The 23,060-nt window shown below is 70.7% G+C and carries 22 protein-coding genes, 1 tRNA gene and 1 riboswitch; of the genes, 11 read left to right on the forward strand and 12 right to left on the reverse strand.

The window, feature by feature from the left end:
* Positions 1 to 274 precede the first annotated feature (274 nt).
* Entirely contained in the window at positions 275 to 2,341 is a 2,067-nt protein-coding gene (locus ACZ7HQ_RS32760; protein WP_470997864.1) for a putative Ig domain-containing protein, read from the forward strand.
* Positions 2,342 to 2,470: 129 nt separating this feature from the next.
* Positions 2,471 to 2,926, forward strand: a complete 456-nt coding sequence (locus tag ACZ7HQ_RS32765; protein ID WP_470997867.1) for a hypothetical protein — start codon at positions 2,471 to 2,473, stop codon at positions 2,924 to 2,926.
* Here the strand turns inward: ACZ7HQ_RS32765 and ACZ7HQ_RS32770 are convergent, their stop codons facing one another.
* Complete coding sequence (locus tag ACZ7HQ_RS32770) at positions 2,927 to 3,385, reverse strand: type II toxin-antitoxin system PemK/MazF family toxin (protein WP_470997869.1); 459 nt, start codon at positions 3,383 to 3,385, stop codon at positions 2,927 to 2,929. It abuts the gene before it with no gap.
* A 214-nt stretch (positions 3,386 to 3,599) separates the two neighbouring features.
* Between ACZ7HQ_RS32770 and ACZ7HQ_RS32775 the strand changes: the two genes are divergently transcribed.
* Positions 3,600 to 4,352 (forward strand): MBL fold metallo-hydrolase, encoded by a 753-nt coding sequence (locus ACZ7HQ_RS32775; RefSeq protein WP_470997871.1) that lies wholly within the window; start codon positions 3,600 to 3,602, stop codon positions 4,350 to 4,352.
* Positions 4,353 to 4,422: 70 nt separating this feature from the next.
* Here ACZ7HQ_RS32775 and ACZ7HQ_RS32780 read toward each other — a convergent pair whose 3' ends face one another.
* Together ACZ7HQ_RS32780 and ACZ7HQ_RS32785 are read right to left on the reverse strand one after the other, a co-directional pair.
* Positions 4,423 to 5,673 carry a PTS transporter subunit EIIC gene (locus ACZ7HQ_RS32780; protein ID WP_470997874.1) on the reverse strand — a complete coding sequence of 417 codons (1,251 nt, stop codon included), beginning with the start codon at positions 5,671 to 5,673 and terminating at the stop codon, positions 4,423 to 4,425.
* Between the two features lie 140 nt (positions 5,674 to 5,813).
* Positions 5,814 to 7,115, reverse strand: a complete 1,302-nt coding sequence (locus ACZ7HQ_RS32785; RefSeq protein ID WP_470997877.1) for a PTS transporter subunit EIIC — start codon at positions 7,113 to 7,115, stop codon at positions 5,814 to 5,816.
* Positions 7,116 to 7,299: 184 nt separating this feature from the next.
* Between ACZ7HQ_RS32785 and ACZ7HQ_RS32790 the strand changes: the two genes are divergently transcribed.
* The 3 genes from ACZ7HQ_RS32790 to ACZ7HQ_RS32800 all read left to right on the forward strand — a co-directional run bounded on the left by ACZ7HQ_RS32790 (position 7,300) and on the right by ACZ7HQ_RS32800 (position 8,841).
* On the forward strand, positions 7,300 to 7,533 hold the full coding sequence (locus tag ACZ7HQ_RS32790; protein WP_030610403.1) for a PTS sugar transporter subunit IIB: 234 nt from the start codon (positions 7,300 to 7,302) through the stop codon (positions 7,531 to 7,533).
* Between the two features lie 77 nt (positions 7,534 to 7,610).
* Positions 7,611 to 8,348: a ribonuclease PH gene (gene rph, locus ACZ7HQ_RS32795; RefSeq protein ID WP_470997881.1), complete on the forward strand. Its 738-nt coding sequence runs from the start codon at positions 7,611 to 7,613 to the stop codon at positions 8,346 to 8,348.
* 100 nt (positions 8,349 to 8,448) lie between these two features.
* Entirely contained in the window at positions 8,449 to 8,841 is a 393-nt protein-coding gene (locus tag ACZ7HQ_RS32800; RefSeq protein ID WP_470997884.1) for a hypothetical protein, read from the forward strand.
* A gap of 11 nt (positions 8,842 to 8,852) precedes the next feature.
* Here ACZ7HQ_RS32800 and ACZ7HQ_RS32805 read toward each other — a convergent pair whose 3' ends face one another.
* Genes ACZ7HQ_RS32805 through ACZ7HQ_RS32820 form a run of 4 tightly spaced genes read right to left on the reverse strand, consistent with a single transcriptional unit; the run spans position 8,853 to position 12,150 of the window.
* Complete coding sequence (locus ACZ7HQ_RS32805) at positions 8,853 to 9,554, reverse strand: DUF1707 SHOCT-like domain-containing protein (protein WP_470997887.1); 702 nt, start codon at positions 9,552 to 9,554, stop codon at positions 8,853 to 8,855.
* A 9-nt stretch (positions 9,555 to 9,563) separates the two neighbouring features.
* Positions 9,564 to 10,532 (reverse strand): ABC transporter ATP-binding protein, encoded by a 969-nt coding sequence (locus ACZ7HQ_RS32810; RefSeq protein ID WP_470997890.1) that lies wholly within the window; start codon positions 10,530 to 10,532, stop codon positions 9,564 to 9,566.
* 3 nt (positions 10,533 to 10,535) lie between these two features.
* Positions 10,536 to 11,312 carry an ABC transporter permease gene (locus ACZ7HQ_RS32815; protein ID WP_470997965.1) on the reverse strand — a complete coding sequence of 259 codons (777 nt, stop codon included), beginning with the start codon at positions 11,310 to 11,312 and terminating at the stop codon, positions 10,536 to 10,538.
* Between the two features lie 37 nt (positions 11,313 to 11,349).
* On the reverse strand, positions 11,350 to 12,150 hold the full coding sequence (locus ACZ7HQ_RS32820) for an ABC transporter permease (RefSeq protein ID WP_470997892.1): 801 nt from the start codon (positions 12,148 to 12,150) through the stop codon (positions 11,350 to 11,352).
* Positions 12,151 to 13,148: 998 nt separating this feature from the next.
* On the opposite strand from ACZ7HQ_RS32820, the gene ACZ7HQ_RS32825 reads away from it, so the two are divergent.
* The gene (locus ACZ7HQ_RS32825) at positions 13,149 to 15,935 is read left to right on the forward strand and encodes a transglycosylase domain-containing protein (protein ID WP_470997968.1); all 2,787 of its coding nucleotides are present in this window, start codon (positions 13,149 to 13,151) and stop codon (positions 15,933 to 15,935) included.
* 24 nt (positions 15,936 to 15,959) lie between these two features.
* Here ACZ7HQ_RS32825 and ACZ7HQ_RS32830 read toward each other — a convergent pair whose 3' ends face one another.
* From ACZ7HQ_RS32830 to ACZ7HQ_RS32840, 3 genes are all read right to left on the reverse strand, one after another.
* Positions 15,960 to 16,280 carry a DMT family transporter gene (locus ACZ7HQ_RS32830; RefSeq protein ID WP_470997895.1) on the reverse strand — a complete coding sequence of 107 codons (321 nt, stop codon included), beginning with the start codon at positions 16,278 to 16,280 and terminating at the stop codon, positions 15,960 to 15,962.
* A 33-nt stretch (positions 16,281 to 16,313) separates the two neighbouring features.
* Positions 16,314 to 16,393, reverse strand: a riboswitch (guanidine-III (ykkC-III) riboswitch).
* 53 nt (positions 16,394 to 16,446) lie between these two features.
* On the reverse strand, positions 16,447 to 16,806 hold the full coding sequence (locus ACZ7HQ_RS32835; protein ID WP_470997898.1) for a GroES family chaperonin: 360 nt from the start codon (positions 16,804 to 16,806) through the stop codon (positions 16,447 to 16,449).
* 43 nt (positions 16,807 to 16,849) lie between these two features.
* Positions 16,850 to 17,179, reverse strand: coding sequence for a DUF3618 domain-containing protein (locus ACZ7HQ_RS32840; RefSeq protein ID WP_470997900.1), 330 nt, complete (start codon positions 17,177 to 17,179; stop codon positions 16,850 to 16,852).
* A gap of 93 nt (positions 17,180 to 17,272) precedes the next feature.
* On the opposite strand from ACZ7HQ_RS32840, the gene bcp reads away from it, so the two are divergent.
* Both bcp and ACZ7HQ_RS32850 read left to right on the forward strand, forming a co-directional pair.
* Entirely contained in the window at positions 17,273 to 17,740 is a 468-nt protein-coding gene (bcp, locus tag ACZ7HQ_RS32845; RefSeq protein WP_470997903.1) for a thioredoxin-dependent thiol peroxidase, read from the forward strand.
* Between the two features lie 48 nt (positions 17,741 to 17,788).
* Positions 17,789 to 17,875: transfer RNA gene (locus ACZ7HQ_RS32850), tRNA-Leu, on the forward strand.
* Between the two features lie 4 nt (positions 17,876 to 17,879).
* On the opposite strand, the gene rdgB is transcribed toward ACZ7HQ_RS32850, so the two are convergent.
* On the reverse strand, positions 17,880 to 18,482 hold the full coding sequence (rdgB, locus tag ACZ7HQ_RS32855; protein WP_470997906.1) for an RdgB/HAM1 family non-canonical purine NTP pyrophosphatase: 603 nt from the start codon (positions 18,480 to 18,482) through the stop codon (positions 17,880 to 17,882).
* A gap of 52 nt (positions 18,483 to 18,534) precedes the next feature.
* Positions 18,535 to 19,869 carry an SGNH/GDSL hydrolase family protein gene (locus tag ACZ7HQ_RS32860; RefSeq protein WP_470997909.1) on the reverse strand — a complete coding sequence of 445 codons (1,335 nt, stop codon included), beginning with the start codon at positions 19,867 to 19,869 and terminating at the stop codon, positions 18,535 to 18,537.
* 208 nt (positions 19,870 to 20,077) lie between these two features.
* Here ACZ7HQ_RS32860 and ACZ7HQ_RS32865 point away from each other — a divergent pair, with 208 nt between their 5' ends.
* Together ACZ7HQ_RS32865 and ACZ7HQ_RS32870 are read left to right on the forward strand one after the other, a co-directional pair.
* Positions 20,078 to 21,394 (forward strand): DUF445 domain-containing protein, encoded by a 1,317-nt coding sequence (locus ACZ7HQ_RS32865; protein ID WP_470997911.1) that lies wholly within the window; start codon positions 20,078 to 20,080, stop codon positions 21,392 to 21,394.
* 90 nt (positions 21,395 to 21,484) lie between these two features.
* Complete coding sequence (locus tag ACZ7HQ_RS32870; protein WP_470997914.1) at positions 21,485 to 23,047, forward strand: MFS transporter; 1,563 nt, start codon at positions 21,485 to 21,487, stop codon at positions 23,045 to 23,047.
* The last annotated feature ends 13 nt before the right edge of the window (positions 23,048 to 23,060 follow it).

Consider the following 23,060-nt stretch of genomic DNA (forward strand, 5'->3'; position numbering starts at 1 on the left):
GTTTCACAGGGGTTTCGGCCCCCAAGCGCGCACCAGCCCCCTCCTATGAGGGGGCTAAGCCATTCCTATGGCAGGGCAAAGAATTCCTTTGGGTACTGCCGGTAGCGCCGGGGCCAGGGCTACGTTCCTCGTCGCACCCTGGCATGTCACGCTCACCCAGCGCCATGACAGGTGTCTGCGAGTGTCATGCTCATGACTGCGCGGCACCGCCGCTACGCGCGTCACGGGCCTGCCAATCCAGTGCGCATCCCCACGTCAACGGAGGCAGTACCCCATGCGTGAGTCACGCCCGAGCCGGCGGAGACGGAGTCTGCGAAGACTCGTCACCGTCGCCTTCCCCGCCCTCGCCCTCACCGTCGCCGGACTCGTCGCGGCGCCGACGGCAGGGGCCCAGCCCGTAGCGGCCCACCCGCACACCTCCAAGGTCACACAGAACAACAAGGCACTGACCGCCCCCGGGCGGCAGACCTACCACTCCACCGGCAAGGCCGGCCAGAAGGTCCCCACGACCCATCTGTGCGCCACCGCCGAGCCGGGCCACGCGTCCTGCTTCGCCCAGCGCCGCACCGACATCAAGCAGCGGCTCGCCGCCGCCCTCGCCGCCGCGGCACCCTCCGGCCTCTCCCCGGCCAACCTGCACAGCGCCTACAACCTGCCCACCACGGGCGGCTCCGGCATGACGGTCGCCATCGTGGACGCCTACAACGACCCGAACGCCGAGTCGGACCTGGGCACCTACCGCTCCACCTACGGCCTGTCCGCGTGCACCAAGGCCAACGGCTGCTTCAAGCAGGTCAGCCAGACCGGCTCCACCACCTCGCTGCCGACCAACGACAGCGGCTGGGCCGGTGAAGAGGCCCTCGACCTCGACATGGTCAGCGCGGTCTGCCCGAACTGCAGCATCGTCCTGGTCGAGGCCAACTCCGCGAACGACACCGACCTCGGCATCGCGGAGAACGAGGCCGTCTCGCTCGGCGCCAAGGTCGTCTCCAACAGCTGGGGCGGCTCCGAGTCCTCCACCCAGACCAGCGAGGACACCCAGTACTTCAAGCACCCGGGCGTCGCGATCACCGTCTCCTCGGGTGACTCCGCCTACGGCGCCGAGTACCCGGCGACCTCCCAGTACGTGACCGCCGTCGGCGGCACCGCGCTCACCACCGCCTCCAACTCCCGCGGCTGGTCCGAGTCGGTGTGGCACACCAGCTCCACCGAGGGCACCGGCTCCGGCTGCTCGGCCTACGACCCGAAGCCGAGCTGGCAGACCGACTCCGGCTGCTCCAAGCGCATGGAGGCCGACGTCTCCGCGGTCGCCGACCCGGCCACCGGCGTGGCGGTCTACGACACCTACGGCGGCTCCGGCTGGGCGGTCTACGGCGGCACCAGCGCCGCCGCCCCGATCGTCGCCGGCGTCTACGCCCTGGCGGGGACCCCGGGTGCGAGCGACTACCCGGCGAAGTACCCGTACTCCCACACGAGCAACCTGTACGACGTGACCAGCGGCAGCAACGGCTCCTGCTCCCCGTCGTACTTCTGCACCGCCGGCACCGGTTACGACGGCCCGACCGGCTGGGGCACCCCGAACGGCACCGCGGCCTTCACCGCCGGCTCCAGCAGCGGCAACACGGTTTCCGTCACCAACCCGGGCAGCCAGTCGACCACCACGGGAAGCTCGGTCAGCCTGCAGATCCAGGCCACCGACAGCGCGGGCGCGGCCCTGACCTACAGCGCCTCCGGTCTGCCGACCGGCCTGTCCATCAACAGCTCCACCGGGCTGATCTCCGGTACGGCCTCCACCGCCGGCACCTACCAGGTCACGGTCACCGCGAAGGACTCCACCGGCGCCTCCGGTTCGACCTCCTTCACCTGGACCGTCGGCTCCTCCGGCGGCACCTGCTCCTCCTCCCAGCTGCTGGCCAACCCTGGCTTCGAGTCCGGCAGCACCGGCTGGACCGCGAGCAGCGGTGTCATCACCAACGACACCGGTGAGGCGGCCCACGGCGGTTCGTACAAGGCCTGGCTGGACGGCTACGGCTCCTCGCACACCGACACGCTGTCCCAGTCGGTGACGATCCCGGCCGGCTGCAAGGCCACGCTCACCTTCTACCTGCACATCGACACCGCCGAGACCGGCAGCACCGCGTACGACAAGCTGACGGTCACCGCCGGTTCGACCACCCTGGCGACGTACTCGAACGTCAACGCGAACTCCGGGTACGCGCAGAAGACCTTCGACCTGTCCTCGCTGGCGGGCCAGACGGTCACCCTGAAGTTCAACGGCGTGGAGGACTCCTCGCTGCAGACCAGCTTCGTCGTGGACGACACCGCCCTGACGACCAGCTGATCCCCGCACCCGAACGACCGGTCCCGCACGCGGAAACCTTCCGCGTGCGGGATCCTTTCGTCGTGCTGGTACGTCACATCTGCACCAGGCGGCCGACCCCGTGCGGCCACGGCAGAAAGGCGATCCCCCATGCGCCGTACGACGACGTCCCTCGCCCTCGCGGCGGCAGCGCTGCTCCTCGCCGGATGCGGCTCGCAGAACGGCAAGGACACCGGAAGCGCCGGCAAGGCGTCCCCGCCGGCGTCCTCCGCACCGGGCAAGGGCGGCTGCGCGGCCCTCGTCCAGCTCACGGCCGCCGACAACGGCCGCTCCGTGTGCGTGACCAAGGGCGGTGAGGTCCGCCTGACCCTGGACGGCACCAAGTCCCGCCCGTGGAAGCAGGTCATGGCCAAGGGCACCGTCCTCAAGGGCATCAACGCGGGCTTCGTCATCCAGCCGGGCCAGGCCACGGCCGCGTACCAGGCGGTGGCGAGCGGAACGGAGAAACTGACGTCGTCCCGGCCGCTGTGCGCCCAGCCGACGGCGCCCGGCCAGGTCTCCTGCAAGGGCATCCAGGAGTGGACGGTCACGGTGACCGTGAAGTAACTAGCCTGCCAGGTGCCGGACCTGGTCCCACAGGACCGGGTCGACCACACCGACGCGGCGCCGGAAGTCGCCGACAGGCACCTCACGCAGCTCGTCGGTCTCCAGGAAGCTGGGCCGCCCCCGGGCGTCGCCGACCGCGCCCGGGGGCAGCGGGATCACCCCGGCCCGTTCGTCGTGGTACTTGCTGGTGATCTTCGCGACCGTGGCCCGGTTCCCCCGCACGGCCAGCACCAGACAGGGCCGGTCCTTGGCATCGGTGCGGTCCTCGTAGGGAACGTCCGCCCACCAGATGTCGCCGGGGGCCGGCCGGGCGGACCGCGCCGGGCGGGTTCCCGCGCGGCCGAGCGGCCTCAGCCGGCGCCCGCCGGGCCGGCGACCGCCTCCCCAGCCGTCGATGAGCGTGGCGACCAGGGCGAGCAGTACCACCGCCGCGAGCGCCAGCCACCAGGACGTGTCCATACGACGACGTTACCGGCGCACGCCGAGGATCGCGCGCCCTCTGCGTATCCTTCTGCGCCCCGGGTCCAGCCGAACCGGTGACAGCACAGGTGAGTTCGCCCACAACGGCCCCTGGCGGAGGAGCGACCCGTGCTTTCGCGCCTTACGCTCGACGCACCGCACGACCCCCGTTTCCTGCCCTTTTGATCTTTCCGCCAACGGAGGTTTCTGCTTCATGAAGCTCACCGTCGTCGGCTGCTCGGGGTCGTTCCCGTCCGCGGAATCGGCCTGCTCGAGCTACCTCGTCGAGGCCGACGGCTTCCGGCTGCTTCTCGACATGGGCAACGGCGCCCTCGGCGAGCTGCAGCGCCACTGCGGTCTCTACGACCTCGACGCCGTGTTCCTGAGCCATCTGCACGCCGATCACTGCATCGACATGCTCGGGTACTTCGTCGCGCGCTACTACCGCCACGACGGCGGCCGCTGCGCCCCGATCCCGGTCTACGGCCCCGAGGGCACCGAGCACCGCCTGACCACGGCCTACGCCGACACCCCTTCCGCCTCGTCCATGAGCGAGGTCTTCGACTTCCACACCGTGAAGCCGTCCACGTTCGAGATCGGCCCGTTCACGGTGCACACGGAGCGGGTCCGCCACCCCGTGGAGGCGTACGCCATCCGCCTCGAGCACGGCGGCCGGTCGCTGACGTACTCCGGCGACACCGGTGTCAGCGAGGCGCTGGACGAGCTGGCCCGGGGCACCGACCTGTTCCTGTGCGAGGCGGCGTTCACGCACGGCAAGGAGAGCATCCCCGACCTGCACCTCAACGGTCGTGAGGCGGGTGAGTCGGCGGCCCGCGCGGGTGCCCGCCGCCTGGTCCTCACCCACATCCCGCCGTGGACCGACCCGGAGATCAACCTCTGCGACGCGCGCGAGGTGTTCACGGGGCCGGTGGAGCTGGCGGCGCCGAGGCAGACGTACGAGATCTAGCCTCCCCCACACGGAAAGGCCCCGGAACCCGTTCGGTTCCAGGGCCTTCTTCATGCCGTCGCGGCCGGACTCACGCCTTGGTGAGGTCCTCGACCTCCTCGTCGGGCTCCCGGCCCGGGGTGGGGAGGTTGAACCTGGTGATCGCGAAGCGGAAGACCACGTAGTAGATCACCGCGAAGACCAGACCGATGGGGATGATCATCCAGGGCTTGGTCGCGAGGCCCCAGTTGAGGACGTAGTCGATCGCGCCGGCCGAGAAGCTGAAGCCGTGGTGCACGCCCAGCGACCAGGTCACCGCCATCGACACCGCGGTGAGGACCGCGTGGATCGCGTAGAGCAGCGGGGCGATGAACATGAACGCGAACTCGATCGGCTCGGTGATACCGGTGACGAACGAGGTCAGCGCGAGGGACAGCATCATGCCGCCGACGGCCTTGCGGCGCTCCGGGCGGGCGCAGTGCGTGATCGCCAGGGCGGCGGCCGGGAGGGCGAACATCATGATCGGGAAGAAGCCCGTCATGAACTGGCCGGCGGTCGGGTCGCCGTGGAAGAAGCGGGGCAGGTCACCGTGCCACAGGGCACCGGTGGAGTCCTTGTAGCTGCCGATCTCCTGCCAGGCCACCGTGTTCACGAACTGGTGCATGCCGATGGGCAGCAGACCGCGGTTGATGAGGCCGAACAGGCCCGCGCCGACCGCGCCGAGGCCGGTCATCCACTTGCCGAAGTCGGTGATGACGTTGCCGATGGGCTCCCAGATCAGACCGAAGACCACACCGACGCCGGTGCCGATGAAGGCCATCAGGATGGGAACCAGCCGGCGGCCGTTGAAGAAGCCCAGCCAGTCCGGCAGCTTGGTGCGGTGGAAGCGCTGCCAGACGACGGCGGCGATGAGTCCCATGACGATGCCGCCGAGCACCTTGGGGTCGTTGTACGTGGCGGGGATGTCCGCGCCCTTGGTTATCCTGGCTTCGGTGATCGGGAACGCGGTCAGCACGTTCTTGTACACCAGGAAACCGACCAGCGCCGCCAGTGCCGTCGAGCCGTCGGCCTTCTTGGCGAAGCCGATGGCGATGCCCACGCAGAACAGCAGCGGCAGATTGCTGAAGACGGCGTCACCGGCGGTGGCGAACACGGCCGCGACCTTGTTCCAGCCGAGGCCGTCCTTGCCGAACACGTCATCCTGACCGAGACGCAGCAGGATGCCCGCCGCCGGCAGCACGGCGATCGGGAGCTGCAGGCTGCGGCCGACCTTCTGCAGGCCCTGGAACAGGCCGGATCCCCGCTTCTTTGCGGGAGCCGCCGTGGCGGTGGCGGTGCTCATGGTTGTTCCTCCATCGGTGGTGGTCTACACCACTCAGTGGTGTAGACCTGTTGTAGCACGATGAAGGCGGGATAAGGAACCACGAAATCCGCTACCGGTACGCTACGCGGCGTGCCGATGTGCTAAAGGGCTCGGATTCCTCAGGCCCTGGTGATGTCCTCGACCTCCTCCTCCGGCTCGCGGCCCGGCGTCCTGAGGTCGAACCGGGTGATCGCGAAGCGGAAGACGGCGTAGTACACGACCGCGAAACACAGGCCGATCGGGATGATCAGCCACGGTCGCGTCGCCAGGCGCCAGTTGATGACGTAGTCGATCAGCCCGGCCGAGAAGCTGAACCCGTCGTGCACCCCGAGCGCCCAGGTCACCGCCATCGAGACGCCGGTCAGCAGCGCGTGGACGGCGTACAGCAGCGGCGCGATGAACATGAACGAGTACTCGATCGGCTCGGTGATGCCCGTCACGAACGACGTCAGCGCCACCGACAGCATCAGGCCGCCGACCTCCTTGCGGCGGCTGGGCCTGGCGCAGTGCGTGATGGCCAGCGCGGCGGCCGGCAGCGCGAACATCATGATCGGGAAGAAGCCCGAGAGGAACTGGCCCGCATGCGGGTCACCCTGGAGGAACATGTTGATGTCGCCGTGCACCACCGTGCCGTCGGGCTTGGTGTAGCTGCCGAACTGGAACCAGATGGGCACGTTCAGGAACTGGTGCAGGCCGACGACGAGCAGCGCCCGGTTGGCGACGCCGTAGACGCCCGCGCCCCAGGAGCCGATGGACCGCAGCCAGTGGCTGAAGCTCTCCAGGGCACTGCCGACCGGCGGCCGGATCCACAGGCACAGCGCCGCGAAGAGGATGGCGGCGAACGCCATGATGATCGGCACCAGCCGGCGGCCGTTGAAGAAGCCCAGCCAGTCCACCAGCCGGGTGCGGTGGAACCGGGCCCAGAGGAACGCGGCCATCAGGCCCAGCACGATCCCGCCGAACACGCCCGGGTTCTGGAAGGTGAAGGCGGTCACCGTGCCCTCGGCCGCCTGGCAGCCGGTGGCCACGACCTTCGCGCCCGCCGGACACGTCACCGGGAACTGGTGCAGCACCCCGTAATAGACGAGGAACCCCGTCACCGCCGCGAGCGCCGTCGAGCCGTCCGCCTTCTTCGCCATGCCGATCGCGACGCCCACGCAGAACAGCAGCGGCAGCCCGAGGCTGCCGTCCAGCAGCGCACCGCCCGCGCCGCTCATCACCTTGGCGACGTCTCTCCAGCCCAGGCCCTCGTCCCCGAACATGTCCGGTTGGCCCAGCCGGTTGACGATGCCCGCCGCCGGCAGCACCGCGATCGGCAGCTGCAGACTCCGGCCCATCTTCTGCAGGCCCTGGAACAGGCGGTTCCAGCGCTCCCGCGCCGGGCTGACGGTGCTGTCGGCGGGCGCGCTCTCGGCACTCATGGCGTCCTCCCGGCCGCTCGACTCGGGCGCGGTTTGGTGACCGTCCTCCCTGTGGTGTAGACCAGTTCGCGGACGGTTCCGCTGTTGTGATCGCCATCATTCGGCACCTACGGCATGACCGCTCGCGAAGTTGGGCCAACTGTGGGTTACTGCGACAAAGCGGTTCGGATCAGGGAGAAGGAACATGGCCAGCAAGGCTGAGAAGATCGTCGCCGGCCTCGGCGGCATCGACAACATCGAGGAGATCGAGGGCTGCATCACCCGGCTGCGCACCGAGGTGTCCGACGCCTCGCTGGTCGACGAGGCCGCCCTGAAGGCCGCCGGCGCCCACGGCGTCGTCAAGATGGGCACCGCCATCCAGGTCGTCATCGGCACCGACGCCGATCCGATCGCCGCGGAGATCGAAGACATGATGTGAGCCGGCGGGTTCACCTGTAAGGGGCTCTTCCCGACGCGAGAGGAGCCCCTTTCCCGTGGACGGCTAGGCTCGTCGGCATGTCTCGCATCGACGGCCGTACCCCCGAACAGCTCCGCCCGGTCACCATCGAACGGGGATGGAGCAAGCACGCCGAGGGCTCCGTCCTCGTCTCCTTCGGCGACACCAAGGTGTTCTGCACCGCCTCCGTGACCGAAGGCGTCCCGCGCTGGCGCAAGGGCAGCGGCGAGGGCTGGGTCACCGCGGAGTACGCCATGCTGCCCCGCGCCACCAACACCCGCGGCGACCGCGAGTCCGTCAAGGGCAGGATCGGCGGCCGTACCCACGAGATCTCCCGGCTCATCGGCCGCTCGCTGCGCGCCGTCATCGACTACAAGGCGCTCGGCGAGAACACCGTCGTCCTCGACTGCGACGTCCTCCAGGCCGACGGCGGCACCCGCACCGCCGCCATCACCGGCGCCTACGTCGCTCTCGCCGACGCCGTCGCCTGGGCCCAGGGCAAGAAGCTGATCAAGGCCGGCCGGCAGCCGCTCACCGGCACCGTCGCCGCCGTCTCCGTCGGCATCGTCGGCGGCGTCCCGCTGCTCGACCTCTGCTACGAGGAGGACGTGCGCGCCGAGACCGACATGAACGTCGTCTGCACCGGCGACGGCCGCTTCGTCGAGGTCCAGGGCACCGCCGAGGCGGAGCCCTTCGCCCGCGAGGAACTGAACGCCCTGCTGGACCTGGCGGTCACCGGCTGCGGCGAACTCGCCGCCCACCAGCGCGCGGCCCTGGAGACCACGCTCGCGAAGTAAACGGCGGATCAAAACGAGAGGGCGCGCGGGAGCAACCCGCGCGCCCTTCTTGGCGTCCTAGGGGTACGGACAGCAGCCGTACCGGGAGGGGACCACCACCATGGCCGTCAGCCGACGCCGTCTCACCGCCGTCGTCGCCGTGGCGCTCGCCGCGCTCACGACCGGCCTCACCACCGGCTGCGACGCCATGAACAAGGCCCTGGACTGCGTGCAGACCGCCGACTCCATAGCCGACAGCGTCACCGACCTGCAGCAGGCCGTGGAGAACGCCGCGAACGACCCCACCCAGGCGGACGACTCCCTGAACTCCATCGAGAAGAACCTCGACAAGATCGGCGACAGGACCGACAACGCCGACGTCAACAAGGCGGTCGACGATCTGAAGAAGGCCGTGGGCCACGTGCGTACGGCCATCAGGAACGGCGACAGGACACCGGACGTCAGCCCCGTGACGGACGCCGCCGGCGAACTGACGAAGGTCTGCACGAAGTAACGGCCGCGGCCTCAGTGCCCCCTGTCGCGACGGGACTCCCTGCGCTCCAGCCTCTCCTGACGGCGCTGTTCCTTCAGGCGTTTCTGCTCCGCCCGCGTGACCTTGCGCTCCACACCGACGCCGCCCCAGAAGGCGACGCCACCGATGATCACGCGCGGAGCGCCCGGCTCGGGCGGCGCGTCGTCCCTCGGGTGTTCGAAACCACCCATGATGCCGATCCCGCGCACGACGACCTCGACACCCGGCGGCACGATGACCTGCACACCACCCATGACCGCCACACAGTTGATCTCGACCTCGCGGTCCGCGAAGTCCGCCTCCCGCAGATCGATCTCGCCACCGCCCCAGAACGCGAAGCACGCGAACCGCTTCGGCACCGTCCAGCGCCCCTTGCGCTGGAAGCCCGACATGATGGCGACCGCGCCGGTCGAGGACCCCGCGCCCCCGACGATCCGCCCCGCCCAACCGCCACTCGGCGCGGGCTCCTTGGTGAAGGAGACGGGAGCGGCCAAAGCCGCCGCGCCGGCCGTCGGCAGGTCGCGGGTGAGCGGCGCCAGCTCGCCGTACGTGCGCGCCTTGTAGGCCGCCTCCAGCCGTTCCTCGAACTCCGCCATGTCGAGGCGGCCCTCGGCCAGGCCGTCCCGCAGGACCTCGGCGACCCGTTCACGGTCGGTGTCGGACGCCCTGAGGTCAGGGACTGCGTCGTCGGTCATGGCAGCAGCCTACGAGACCGCCTTCTCCGCGTACATCTTCGCGATGACGGCCTCGATGTCCGGTTCCCGCACCGACAGGTCCACCAGCGGATACTCCGCCGCGAGATGCGCGACGAGCGGCGCCGCCGACTGCCCCGCCGGGAACGCCAGCCACTGTCGCGGCCCTTCCACCCGCACCACCCGCGCCAAGGGCACCCGCACCGGCGGCAGTTCCCGCTCCAGGTCCACCACCAGCGTCCGCTCGCTCTCCCCGGCCTCGTGCAGCCCCGTGAGCGGACCGTCGTACACCAGCCGCCCGTGGTCGATCACCATCACCCGTGAGCACAACTGCTCGATGTCCTGCAGATCGTGCGTGGTCAGCAGCACGGTCGTGCCCCGCTCGGCGTTCAACTCCCGCAGGAACCCCCGGACCTTGGCCTTCGACACCACGTCCAGGCCGATCGTCGGCTCGTCCAGGTACAGCACCTCGGGATCGTGCAGCAGGGCCGCCGCGATGTCCCCGCGCATCCGCTGCCCGAGCGACAGCTGCCGTACGGGCACGTCCAGCATGGCGTCCAGTTCTAGGAGTTCGACACACCGGTCCAGGTTCTCCCGGTAGCGGGCGTCCGGGATCCGGTACATGCGGTGCGCCAGCCGGTAGGAGTCGATCAGCGGCAGGTCCCACCACAGCGTCGTACGCTGCCCGAACACCACCCCGATCCGGTGCGCCAGCCGCCTGCGCTCGCCCGCCGGATCGATGCCCGCCACCCGCAGCCGCCCCGCGCTCGGCGTCAGGATGCCGGTCAGCATCTTGATCGTGGTCGACTTCCCCGCGCCGTTCGGCCCGATGTACCCGACCATCTCCCCGCGCGCCACGGTGAACGAGATCGAGTCCACCGCCCGCACCTGACGCCGCTCCCGTTTCAGGAACCCGGCCTTCTTGCGCACGTCGAAGACCTTCTCGACGTTCTCCAGCGTGATGAAGCCGCCGTCCGTCATCTGCTAGCTCCCTGTGCTCCGGTACGAACGAAGTCCCGCCCGCCAGGCCAGCCCCGCCAGCGCACAGCACCCCACCGCCACCAGCGGCGATGCGAACGCCGTCCACCGCGGCAGCCCCAGCGGATACGGCCGCCCCAGCACGAAGGCCGCGGGCAGCCAGTTGACGAAGGCCAGCGGCAGCACGAACGTCACCCCGCGCACCAGCTCCTTCGCGAACACCGTCGGCGGATACTGCAGCAGCGTCGTACCGCCGTAGGTGAAGGCGTTCTGCACCTCCGAGGCGTCCTGGGCCAGGAACTGGAAGGCCGCCCCCGCCACGAACACCGCGCAGAAGATCCCGCAGCCGCTCACCACCATCACCGGCATCAGCAACAGCTTCAGCGGCGTCCAGTCCACGTCCAGCCGCAGCAGGGACCAGCCCAGCACCAGCAGGCCCTGGATCACCCGGCCCAGCCGCCGCAGCGCGAACTGGTCGGCGGCGACCTGTGCCAGCACCGGCACCGGGCGCACCAGCAGCGTGTCCAGCGTGCCGTCGCGCAGCCGCCGCCCCAGCCGCTCCATCGACCCGATCACCAGGTCGGCCAGCCCGAAGGCCGTACCGGACAGCCCGTACAGGAACGCCACCTCGGGCAGCGACCAGCCGCCGAGGGCATCCACCCGCGAGAACATCAGCATGATCGCGACGAAGTCGAAGAAGGTCGCCGAGAAGTTGCCGAACGTGGTCATCGCGAAGGACGCGCGGTACGCCATCGTCGACCGCACCCACATCCCGGCGATCATCAGATAGGCCCGCACGGCCTCCCGCACCCGACCGCCCTCACCCACCCTGGACCACCACCCGCCGCGTCGCCGCCGACTGCACCAGCCGCCCGGCGCCCAGCAGCACCACCGCCCACGTCCCCTGGAACAGATACGTGCCCAGCGGGTCCCCGTGCCCCAGCAGGATCTGGGCCGGCGCCTGGAGCAACGAGGACCACGGCAGCGCCCGTACGACCTCGCCGAGCACCCCCGGGAAGACGTTCAGCGGCAGCAGCATGCCCGAGCAGAAGAAGCCGGCCAGCCATGACATCTGCGTCACACCCTGACCGTCCAGCAACCAGAACGCGCTGAGCGCCACCAGATACCGGATCCCGAACCCGACGAGCATCGCCAGCAGCACGGCGACCAGGAAGGCGACCCACGTGCCCACGTCCGCCGGCAGGTACACCGGGAAGCACAGGGCGCCGAAGAGGAAGGGGACCAGGCCGCGCCCCAGCAGCTGGAAGAACGCCCGGCCGAGATCGGTGGCGAGCCACCACAGCTGCAGGTCGGCGGGCCGGTACAGGTCGATCGCCACGTCCCCCGTACGGATGCGTTCCATCAACTCGTTCTCGACGCCTCCGCCGCCGATCGCGAGCGTCGACAGGAACGCCTGCCCCAGCCACACATAGGTCACGACCTGCGACTGGTCCCATCCGCCCAGGTGCGGCCGCTCGTCCCACAGCGCCCGATAGGTGTAGACGAGGATCAGCCCGAAGGCGGTGTTGGTGAAGACCCCTGCCGCAGTGGCGGTCCGATACGTCGCGTACCGTCTGAATCCCCCCGCCGCGACGGCCACGTACAACCGTCCCGCGCCCACGTCAGTCCACCTCCCGGGACCGCTCGACACCGAAGCGCAGGAGCCTAGTCCCGGGTTCCGGCTGCCGGCCACGCAATATTCGTGCCCGAAGCGTGCTGGAATCCGGGAACGGAACGCCAGGTGCGAGAGTCTTCCAACTGGGGGCGCAGAAGCGTACGAGGCGTACGGGAACGTACGACGCGAAACAGGAGTCCGTGCACGACATGAGCGACGAGCCGCAGCCGCAGCAGCCGAACGAAGGCGTGCCGCCGGAAAAGCCGCTGCCGGCTGAAGGGTCCGGTGACCCCGGGGGCCGTGACGCGACGGCCACCGGCACGGTCAGGGGGACCGGCAGGCCGGCACCGTCCGAGCAGGCCGGCCCGCCGGCCCGGCCCGAGCAGGCAGCACCGGCCGAGCAGGGCGGGCAGGCTCGGCAGGCCGCGCCCGGCCGGACGGGTGACGATCGGGTGTCCGAGGACCGCCCGGCCCCCGACCGGACGGCCTCCATGGCCCGCGCCCGCCAGGCGGCCCGTGGCGGCCGCACGGAACAGCAGAAGGCGACCGCGTCGGGCGAGGACGTGCCCGCGCAGGCGCCCGGCACGGCTGCCGACGCCGCTCCCGGCGGGGCTTCGACGGACGGCACCCGCGGGGGTGCGTCCGCTGCTTCCGGCACGGCCTCGGTGACCGGTGCGGCCTCTGATCGTGCAGCCCGTGCGGGCTCGGCCTCGGGTGAGGGTTCCGGTTCCGGCCGGGGTCCGGCGGACCGCGATGCGTCGGCCGCTGGCGGGAGTCCGTCGGAGTCCGGTGCGCGGGTGTCCGGCGGTGGTGCGGGCTCTGCTTCCGGTGAGGCTTCGACGGCCGCTTCCGGGAAGCCGCAGGTCCCGGAGGCCAGGGACGGTTCCGAGCAGACCCGGCCGGCCGAGAGCACGCAGGTGCTCCGGCGCGTCACCGCGCCCCGCGCACCGCAGGGGGACCGGCCCGGCGCCGGTGACACACAGGCGCCGGAGACCACCCAGGTCCTGCGGCGGGTCAACGCACCCCGAGCGGCCGAGCCGGGCGACCCCGCCACGGCCGCCGCCTCTCCCTCCGGCGAGCCGAACCCCACCGGCCGTACGTCCGGGGCGCCCGACGCCGCCCCCACCCCTGGTGCGCCCGGTCCCGACGTCGCCCGCCCGCGCGGCGGCAAGAACCGCACGGCCCAGGCGGCCGGTGCGGCCGCTGCCGCCGCCGGTGCCGCCGGTCCCGCCGGGCAGGCGGCCCAGGCCGCCCAGGCGGGCGCTGCGGGCGCCGTCGGCGCGGCCGGGGCGGTCGGTGCCGGCGCCCGCCGCCCCCGCACCGGCACGGACACCGCGACCGGCGCCACCGCCACCACCCCCGAGCACGGCGCCCCCCGGCCCACCGACGAGAACACCACCGCCCCCGCGGACGGCCGGCCCGCCGGAGGGCAGGGCAAGGGGAAGAAGCCGAAGCGCAAGCGGACCGGGTGGCGGCGGATCATCCCCACCTGGCGCATGGTCCTCGGCACCTTCGTGATCGGGCTGCTCCTGCTGATCGGGCTGTTCTTCCTCGGCTACTCCCTCGTGAAGATCCCGCCCGCCAACGCCCTCGCCACCAAGCAGGCCAACGTCTACCTCTACGCCGACGGCTCCCAGATCGCCCGCGACACACGCGACAGCCAGGTCAACCGGGAGAAGGTCGGCCTCGCCCAGGTCTCCAAGGACGCCCAGCACGCCGTGCTCGCGGCCGAGGACCGCGACTTCTACACCGAGTCCGCCGTCGACCCCAAGGCGATGCTGCGCGCCGCCTGGAACACCGCGACCGGCAAGGGCACGCAGTCGGGCTCGACGATCACCCAGCAGTACGTGAAGAACTACTACCTGGGCCAGGAGCAGACGCTCACCCGCAAGGCCAAGGAGTTCTTCATCGCGATCAAGCTGGACCGCAACAAGACCAAGGACGAGATCCTCGAGGGCTACCTGAACACCAGCTTCTTCGGCCGCAACGCCTACGGCATCCAGGCCGCCGCCCAGGCCTACTACGGCCGTGACGCCGCCGACCTCGATCCGGCCCGCGCCGCCTACCTCGCCGCGCTCGTCAACGCGCCCAGCGAGTACGACGTCGTCGCCCACCCCGAGAACAAGGCAGCCGCCGTCGCCCGCTGGAACTACGTCCTGGACGGCATGGTCAAGAAAGGCTGGCTCAGCGAGTCCAGGCGGGCCGGGATGAAGTTCCCGATGCCGAAGGAGCAGACGCTCTCCACGGGCATGTCCGGCCAGCGCGGCTACCTCGTCGACGCGGTCAAGCACTACCTGGTCACCAACAAGATCCTCACCACGGACCAGTTGGAGGCCGGCGGCTACCGCATCACCACCACCATCCAGAAGAACAAGCAGAACGCCTTCGTCAAGGCGGTGAACGACAACCTGATCTCCAAGCTGGACAAGAAGAACATCACCGCCGACAAGTACGTCCGCGCGGGCGGCGCCTCCGTCGACCCCAAGACCGGCAAGGTCGTCGCCATGTACGGCGGCATCGACTACGTGAAGCAGTACACCAACGGCGCGACCCGCGGTGACTTCCAGGTCGGCTCGACCTTCAAGCCGTTCGTGTTCACCTCCGCGGTGCAGAACGGCTCGACCACCCAGGACGGCCGCCCCATCACCCCGAACACCATGTACGACGGCACCAACCAGCGTCCCGTGGAGGGCTGGAACGGCGGCGCCTACGCCCCGGAGAACGAGGACCAGAAGTCGTACGGCCAGATCACCGTCACCAAGGCCACCGACCTGTCCGTGAACGCCGTCTACGCGCAGATGGCCGTCGACGTCGGCCCCAGCAAGGTCAAGCAGACCGCGATCGACCTGGGCGTCCCCTCCGGCACCCCGGACCTCCAGCCGTACCCGTCCATCGCCCTCGGCACCGCGACCGCCAGCGTCCTGGACATGGCGGAGTCCTACGCGACGCTCGCCAACCACGGCAGGCACGGCACGTACACGATGATCGACAAGATCACCAAGGACGGCACGGACGAGGTCAAGCTGCCCGACCAGCCGGTCGAGCAGGCCGTCAGCCGGGAGGCCGCCGACACCACCACGTCGATGCTGCAGAGCGTGGTCGACAACGGCACCGCCACCGCCGCCCAGGGCGCGGACCGCCCGGCAGCGGGCAAGACCGGCACCGCCGAGAGCGACACCGCCGCCTGGTTCGCGGGCTACACCCCCGACCTGGCCACGGTGGTCTCCGTCATGGGCCAGGACCCGGTGACCGCCAAGCACATGCCGCTGTACGGCGCCCTCGGCCAGCCCCGTATGAACGGTGGCGGCCCGCCGACCCGTATCTGGGCCCAGTACACGCACGACGCCCTGCAGGGCACCCCGTCCAACGACTTCGACCTGCAGCTCCAGCAGGGCGCCGACCAGCCCCAGCCGCAGAGCCCGACCGGCTCGGCCCAGCCCGGCACGACCGGTGCGCAGAACAACGGCGGCACGACCGACGGCGGCCAGGACAACGGCGGTGCGACCGCCAGCCCGACCACCGGCGGCACCGGCACCCCGACGACCGGCGGCGACACCACGGGCGGCGCCACCAACACCACCGGCGGTGACACGACCGGCGGTGGCACCAACACCACCGGCGGTGACACGACCGGCGGTGGCACCAACACCACCGGCGGCGACGCCACCGGCGGCGGCACGAACGGCGGCGCCACCGGCGGAGGCGGTACGGCCACGGGCGGCGACGGCACCGACGGAGGCGGCGACACGACAGGCGCGGCCGCCGGTGCGGGAGGCGACCCCCTCACCTGACGCCCCCGCCACCGCCGGGGGCCGTCAGTGACCCGAAGTCGCTTTCAGCCCCACCACGGCGACCAGCAGCAGACACACGAAGAAGATCCGCGCGGCGGTGACCGGCTCACCCAGCACCACCATGCCGAGCACCGCCGCGCCGGCCGCCCCGATGCCCACCCACACGCCGTAGGCGGTACCGATGGGCAGGGACTTCGCGGCGTACGACAACAGGACCATGCTGGCGACGATCCCGGCACCGGTGAACACACTCGGCAGCAGCCGGGTGAAACCCTCGGTGTACTTCATCCCGATCGACCAGCCGACTTCCAGCAGTCCGGCGACGATCAGCAAAACCCAGGCCACGACAGGCACCTCCGGAAGGAATCTCTGAACGGGGGTGCGTCGTCTTTGCCTGAGGGCCGGGGTGCCCGGTACGGCGCGTCTCGTCGGGCTGACGCCTTCGAACATAGCAAAGGCAGCGCAAAAGGGGCCGGTGACGATGGTCACCGGCCCCTGTCGCAGAACGGACTCAGAGATACAGGCCCGTCGTGTCCTCCGACCCCTCGAAACGGTCCGCGGCCACGGCGTGCAGATCCCGCTCGCGCATGAGCACGTACGCCACACCGCGCACCTCGACCTCCGCCCGGTCCTCCGGATCGAACAGAACCCGGTCACCCGGCTCCACGGTCCGTACGTTCTGACCGACGGCGACAACCTCGGCCCAGGCCAGCCGCCGCCCGACCGCCGCGGTGGCGGGAATCAGAATGCCGCCCCCCGACCGCCGCTCGCCCTCACCGGTCTCCGTCTTGACCAGAACCCGGTCGTGCAGCATCCGGATGGGCAGCTTGTCGTGATGGGGGGTGCTGTGCTCGTGTCTCTTGGCGCTCACGCCTCGAACCTACCTGCCTTCGTCACACCCGTACGCGCCCGGGTCAGCCCTTGCGCCGCCGCGAGCCCACGGTGAGCAGCCCGGCGACACCGACGGCGAGCAGCGCCACCGGCACGACCCGCTCCAACCGCAGCCCGCCCTCCTGATCGACGAACTGCGCCCGCACCTCACTCACCACGCGGTTGACCTGGATGTACGCCCGTCCGACCGTGTGATCGATGTTGGCGACAACCTTGGCCTTGGCATCCCCGACGATCGTCTTCGGATGCACCCGCACCCCGATCTCGTCGAGCGTCTCGGCCAGCACTTCACGGCGGCGCTTGATGTCCGCCTCGATCTGCGCCGGGGTTCTGGTGTCCGACGTGTCCGCCACCGTACGGCCTCCGAAGTCTCCTGATGCTGTTCCGAACAGTCTGTCAGCTTCTGCTCCCGGTGCACCGCAAGGCCCCCCGGTTACCCTGGCCCGATGAGCGAGCGACTCCAGCCGGGGGACGTGGCCCCCGCCTTCACCCTCCCGGATGCCGACGGCACCGAGGTGTCCCTTTCCTCCCACCAGGGCCGCAAGGTCATCGTCTACTTCTACCCGGCCGCCCTGACTCCAGGCTGCACCAAGCAGGCCTGCGACTTCACGGACAACCTGGACGTCCTGGCCGGCGCCGGCTACGACGTCATCGGCATCTCCCCGGACGCCCCGGAGAAGCTGGCGAAGTTCCGGGAGAAGGAATCCCTCAGGGTCACGTTGCTGGCCGACCCGGACAAGAAGGTCACCGAGGCCTACGGCGCCTACGGCGAGAAGAAGAACTACGGCAAGACGTACATGGGCGTCATCCGCTCCACGATCGTCGTCGACGAACAGGGCAAGGTCGAACGAGCCCTGTACAACGTCCGCGCCACGGGCCACGTGGCAAAGATCATCAAGGATCTGGGCATCTGACCCTCGGGTCCCGCTGCCCGGCCGCTAGCATGGCCGGGCAGCAGACGAGCGGCCGTGGTGGAATTGGCAGTCACGCTGGGTTTAGGTCCCAGTGGGGTAACTCCCGTGAGGGTTCGAGTCCCTCCGGCCGCACCAGAGTTCAGCCGAGCAGCTCCCGCACCACCGGCACCAGCGCCCGGAACGCCTTCCCCCGGTGGCTGATCGCGTTCTTCTCCTGCGCGCTCAGCTCGGCGCACGTGCGGGTCTCGTGCTCCGGCTGGAGGACCGGGTCGTAGCCGAAGCCGTTCGTGCCGGCCGGCTCATGGCGGAGGACGCCACGGAGCCGCCCCTCGACCACCCTCTCCGTGCCGTCCGGCAGGGCCAGCGCCGCCGCGCACGCGAAGTGCGCGCCCCGGTGCTCCTCCGCGATGTCGGAGAGCTGGGCCAGGAGCAGGTCCAGGTTGGCCCTGTCGTCGCCGTGGCGGCCGGCCCATCGGGCGGAGAAGATGCCGGGGGCGCCGCCCAGGACGTCGACGCAGAGGCCGGAGTCGTCGGCGACCGCGGGGAGGCCGGTCGCCTGGGCGAGGGCGTGGGCCTTGAGCAGGGCGTTCTCGGCGAAGGTGACGCCTGTTTCCTTGACGTCGGGGACGTCGGGGTAGGCGTCCGCGCCGACGAGTTCGTGGGGGAGTCCGGCCTCGGCGAGGATGGCCCTCAGTTCGGTGATCTTTCCGGCGTTGCGGGTGGCGAGGATCAAGCGGGTCATGCCCGCCAGTATTCCTCGCGCCGCGACGCCCGCTTCGCCCGCCCGGCGTCGGCTACAGCTCCGCCTGCCCCGCGCCGTTGAGTGTGTTCAGGTCGAACACCCCGGCCATCCTGCTGAAGCCCAGGTCGCTGGGGTGCAGGTGGTCGCCGGAGTCGTAGTCGGGACGCAGGCGCTGGGGGGCGTAGGGGTCGCGGAGGGCCTTGTCGAAGTCGACCACCGCGTCGAACACGCCGCCGGACCGGATCTGAGCGTTGATCTGCCGGCGTACGGCCTCGCGGGCCGGTGTCCAGCCGCGGTGGCCCTCGAAGGGCATCAGGGTGGCGCCGACGGCCTTCAGGCCGTGGGCGTGGGCGTCGCCGGCCAGTGTGCGCAGGCCGGCGACGATCTTGTCGGGGTCGGCGAGTTCCGGGTTGCGGAGGATGTCGTTGATCCCGAGGTCGATGACGACGACCTTGACGCCGGGGTGGGAGAGCGCGTCGCGGCCGAAGCGGGCGAGGCCGGCCTGGTTCTCGGCGGGGCGGCCGAGGCCGTCGGTGAGGACCTGGTTGCCGCTGATGCCCTCGTTGACGACGCTGTAGCGCGGCAGTTGGTGTCCGCTCTCGAGCGCGGTGCGCAGCCGGCCCGCGAGGATGTCAGGCCAGCGGTGGTTGGCGCCGGTGGTGGAGGTGATGCCGTCGGTGATGGAGTCCCCGAAGACGACGACCGTGCCGTCGGCCTCGTTGCTGAGGACGTCCAGGCCCGTCAGGTAGCGCCAGTAGGGGGTCTGTTCGGTGTAGGGGATGCCGGTCGCGTCCTCGGTGCGGTCGCCGTTCGCGACGTAGGAGATCTGGCGTGCGTGCGGGTGGTAGGTGACCGGGCCGGACGCGGTGGGGGAGTACGTGGTGACCAGGACGTCGGTGTCGTGCGGGACGGCGAGGCGTACGGCGTCGCTGGTGATCTGGGCGCCGGCGGGTATGACGACGCCGGTGGCGCCGTTGAAGGTGAGGCGGCGCATCGACTGGGGGTCGGCCGTGGCGGTGCCGTCGCCGGCGGAGAGCGCGATCGAGGCGTGGGTGATGGTCAGCGGGGTGTGGCCGTAGAGATTGGACAGCGTGATCCGGGCACTCGTTCCGCCGGTGCCGGCGTGGACGACGTTGCGCACGGAGCGGCCCGCGAGGCCCGTCGTCTCGGTGCCGGGCTCGCCGCCGACCGGGGCGGTGGACCAGGCGCCGACCCAGGTGCCGGTCGAGGCGGGGGCGACGGAGGAGCCGGGACGGGGGCGGTGGCCGGCGAGGGTGCCGCGCGGGGTGCCGTCGTCGGCCGCCACGGTGACGTAGATGGCGGCGGACACGGCCACGAGCAGTGCGGCGAGCGCACTCAGCAGGGCATAACCATGACGCTTGGTCACGCTTGTGTTGTTCTCCTCGGGATGGGAGCCCGAGGCTCCGATCTTGATGGGCCCATGATGCGTCATGAGCCGGGGCGAGCTGTCAGGGCCCTGCCCAAAACCCCCTTGCAGACAGACGCCGGGAACTCCTGTTCCGTTCCGGGAGTCGGTCAGGAAGGGACAATTGTGTGCGGGATCACCGCACGGGTGGAGCTGACGGGTGGAGCTGATGGGACCTACGGAGACCGGAACAGCGTCGGGGCGGGGTGTGTCGTACCGCACGATGACGGCCTTCACCCCGGCCGACGAGGAGCGTCGGCGCGGGGTGCGGCGGATGAAGCTCACGGCGACGGCCATGCTGCTGGTCGTGGCGGTGGTCTACGTCCTGGCGAAGCTCGCCGCGCACGCGGGCGCGGGACCCTGGGCGGACTACGTGGCCGCGGCCGCCGAGGCCGGCATGGTGGGCGCGCTCGCCGACTGGTTCGCGGTCACCGCGCTCTTCCGGCACCCGCTGGGGCTGCCCATTCCGCACACGGCGATCATCCCGACCAAGAAGGACCAGCTGGGGGTCTCGCTCGGCGAGTTCGTCGGGGAGAACTTCCTCTCCGAGGACGTCGTGCGGCAGCGGCTGCGCTCGGTGGGCATCGGCAGCCGGCTCGGGGCGTGGCTGGCCGAGCCGGAGCACGCGGACCGGGTGACGGCGGAGCTGGCGACGGCGCTGCGGGGCGCGCTGACGGTCCTGAGGGACTCGGACGTGCAGGCGGTCGTCGGTGAGGCCATCACGCGGCGGGCGAACGCGCAGGAGATCGCGCCGGGCATCGGCAAGATGCTGGAGAAGATCGTCGCGGACGGCGGCCACCGGCGGGCGGTGGACCTGGTGGTGACGCGGGCGCACGACTGGCTGGTGCTGCACCGGGACGATGTGATGGTCGCCGTGGAGGGCGGCGCGCCCGGCTGGACCCCGCGGTTCGTGGACCGCAGGGTCGGTGAGCGGGTGTACAAGGAGCTGCTGCGGTTCGTCACCGAGATGCGGGACATGCCCTCGCATCCTGCGCGTGGCGCGCTCGACCGCTTCCTCACCGACTTCGCCTCCGACCTGCAGTCCGACACGGACACCCGGGCGCGCGTGGAACGGCTGAAGGGCGAGGTGCTGGGCCGGGGCGAGGTGCAGGACCTGATCGCGTCCGTCTGGACGGCCGTACGGTCCATGATCGTGGCGGCGGCCGAGGACGAGCGGAGCGAGCTGCGGACGCGGGTGCGGGCGGCGCTGCTGTCGCTGGGCGCGCGGATGGCGACCGAGCCGAAGGTGCAGGAGAAGGTCGACAGCTGGGTGGAGGGCGCGGCGGTGCACGTCGTGACGACGTACCGCAAGGAGATCACCTCGCTGATCACGGACACCGTGGCGAGCTGGGACGCCGAGCACACCACCCGGAAGATCGAGGCGCACATCGGCCGCGATCTGCAGTTCATCCGGATCAATGGCACGGTGGTGGGGTCACTGGCGGGACTGCTGATCTACGCGGTGACGCGGACGCTGGGCGCCTGAGCCCCGGTGCGGAGTGGTTGTGCGGGCCGGGGGCACCCGTGATGCCGTCCCCGCCCGTACGGGGGACGTCCTTCGACGAGGAGGGAGCCCATGGCCACCGCCGAGGCACCGTCACCGCAGACCGGCCGTACGATCACCACCGACATCCCCGCCCGGCTGGACCGCCTGCCCTGGTCCCGCTGGCACTGGACGATCGTGATCGGCCTGGGCACCGTCTGGATCCTCGACGGCCTGGAGGTCACGGTCGTCGGCAACATCGCCGGCCGGCTGGCCGAACCCGGTAGCGGGCTCTCGATCACCTCGGGCCAGATCACCGGCGTCGCGGCCGCGCTGTACGTGGCGGGTGCCTGCTCGGGTGCCCTGTTCTGGGGCCGCCTGACCGACCGCTTCGGCCGCAAGAAGCTGTTCATGATCACCCTGGCGGTGTACCTGGCGGCGACGGCGCTGACGGCGGTCTCCTGGGAGGCCTGGTGGTTCTTCCTGTTCCGCTTCCTGACCGGCTTCGGCATCGGCGGCGAGTACGCGGCGATCAACTCGGCGATCGACGAGCTGATCCCGGCGGACTACCGCGGCCGGGTCGACCTGATCATCAACGGCAGCTTCTGGCTGGGCGCGGTCGGCGGCTCCCTGCTGTCGATCGTCGCGCTCGACACGGACCTCCTGGCCAGGAACGTCGGCTGGCGGCTGACGTTCGCCCTCGGCGCCGTACTCGCCCTGGTCATCCTGCTGGTGCGGCGGCACGTCCCGGAGAGCCCGCGCTGGCTGCTGATCCACGGCAGGGACCGGGAGGCGGAGGAGATCGTCTCCGGGATCGAGCGCCGGGTGGTGCGGGAGAAGGGCGTGGCGCTGCCCGGGCCTCGGGGCGAGCTGGAGATCCACCAGCGCAGGAGCGTGACGTTCATGGAGATCGCGCGCACGGTCTTCGGCCGGTACCGCAGGCGTGCGGTGCTCGGCTTCTCGCTCTTCATCGGCCAGGCGTTCCTGTACAACGCGATCACCTTCGGTTTCGGCGCCATCCTGACCAAGTTCTTCGCGGTGCCCGCCGACCGCACCGGCTACTACTTCGCGGTGATCGCGGTCGGCAACTTCTGCGGCCCGCTGCTGCTGGGCAAGCTGTTCGACACGGTGGGGCGCCGGGTGATGATCTCCTCGACGTACCTGCTCTCGGGTCTGCTGCTGTTCGGCACGGCGTGGCTGTTCGGCCGGGGTGCGCTGAGCGCGGGCACGCTGACGGCCTGCTGGTGCGTGGTGCTGTTCTTCGCCTCGGCGGGCGCCTCCAGCGCCTACCTCACCGTCTCGGAGATCTTCCCGATGGAGACGAGGGCGATGTCCATCGCCTTCTTCTACGCCCTCGGCACGGCGGCCGGCGGGATCAGCGGCCCGCTGCTGTTCGCCGACCTCACCGGCACGGGCAGGGTCGGCGACACGGTCCTGGCGTTCTCCATCGGCGCGTTCCTGATGTGCGCGGCGGGCCTGGTCGCCGCCTTCCTGGCGGTACGGGCCGAACGCCGCTCCCTGGAGGACATCGCCCGCCCGCTGACGGCGGTGGCCGACCGGGTGGGGGCGGTCACCCGGGGCGCGCGACCGTCCCGCCGCACTCCCGGCACCGGGGGCCCGGGTCCCACGGCACCGCCGGCGGCGAGCAACCCGTAGGGAGGGGCGGCGG

The sequence above is a fragment of the Streptomyces sp. NPDC037290 genome, from assembly GCF_055603245.1.